At 67.8% G+C, this 1346-nt stretch carries 2 pseudogenes (1 of these 2 running past the window's edge); both read right to left on the bottom strand.

The features are described 5' to 3' along the window. Positions 1 to 802: pseudogene (locus tag D471_RS39510) on the bottom strand (MFS transporter); it reaches 507 nt to the left of the window's first position. Positions 803 to 953: 151 nt separating this feature from the next. Further along, positions 954 to 1346 (bottom strand): annotated as a pseudogene (locus D471_RS34540) (NCS2 family permease); the annotation flags it as partial.

Here is a 1346-nt window from a genome sequence, read left to right as displayed (position 1 = left end):
CCAGCGCGGCGGCGGCCACGCCGAAGGCGGCGGCGCCCGTCTCGAACACGTTGTTCACCATCAGCGCGATCTGGTTCTGCCCGTTCGCGCCGAAGAACTGCACGCACGCGGCCAGGACGAGCAGCAGCACGAGGTCGCGCCTGCCGCTGACGTACCGCAGGCCCTCGCGGATCCGTCCCTTGCCGCCCGCCACCGGGTCGGTCTTTTGGAGCTCGCCGGTGCGGATCATCAACAGCGCGACGATGGTGAAGCCGAACGACACCCCGTTGATCATGAACACCGGCCCGCTACCGATCAACGCGATGAGCAGGCCCGCGATGGCCGGTCCGGTGACCCGGCCGAGTTGGAAGCTGGCGCTGTTGAGCGCGATGGCGTTGCTGAGGTGGTCCCGGCCGACCATCTCCGGGACGAACGCCTGGCGCCCCGGGTTGTCCAGGACCGTGATGAGCCCCAGCCCGAAGGCGAACAGGTACACGTGCCACACCTGGGCGACCTCGGCCGTGGCGAGGACACCCAGCGCGAGGGCCAGCACACCCATGGAACCCTGCGTGAGGACGAGCATCCTTCGTTTGTCGAGGCGGTCCACCAACGCCCCGCCCCACAGCCCGAACAGGAGCATCGGCAGGAACTGGAGCGCCGTGGTCATGCCCAGCGCGATACCGCTGCCACCGCTCAGTTGGAGGACCAACCAGTCCTGGGCGATGCGCTGCATCCACGTCCCGGGGTTGGACATGAGCTGGCCGAACGCGTAGAGGCGGTAGTTGCGGACGGCCAGGGATCGAAACATCGTCAGGCGCGACATCAGCCCCTCACCGCCCTGTCGGGCTCGTGGTGCGGGGCCGTGGTGGTCGGGGCCGGGGGTGGGCTACACAATGGTAAACGGCGTTGACTCATCACTGGGGTCAACGCCGTTCACGACCACACGCATTCCCGTCGCCGGGACGCGGAGGGGATCAGCCGATGAGGGCGTAGATCGGGGCCTCCGCGAAATGGATCAGGAAGATCACCGAGATCACCCACAGCAGCGGGTGCACCTGGTTGGCCTTGCCCTGCACCAGGCGGACGAACGCGTAGGCGAGCAGACCGAAGCCGATGCCGTTGGCGATGGAGTAGGTGAACGGCATCATGATGATCGCCAGGAACGCCCCGATGCCGAGCGCCGGGTCCCGGAAGTCGATGTTGACCACCTGGGTCATCATCATGAAGCCCACCAGTACCAGCACCGGCGTGGCCGCCTCGAACGGCACCAGGGACACGAGCGGGGTGAAGAAGGTGGCCAGCAGCATCATGCCGCCGGTGACGATCGGCGCGATACCCGTGCGGGCGCCCTCACCGACGCCCGCCGC

The sequence above is a fragment of the Nocardiopsis lucentensis DSM 44048 genome (assembly GCF_000341125.1).
Classification (GTDB): domain Bacteria; phylum Actinomycetota; class Actinomycetes; order Streptosporangiales; family Streptosporangiaceae; genus Nocardiopsis; species Nocardiopsis lucentensis.
This window is presented reverse-complemented; position numbering and strand designations above follow the sequence as displayed.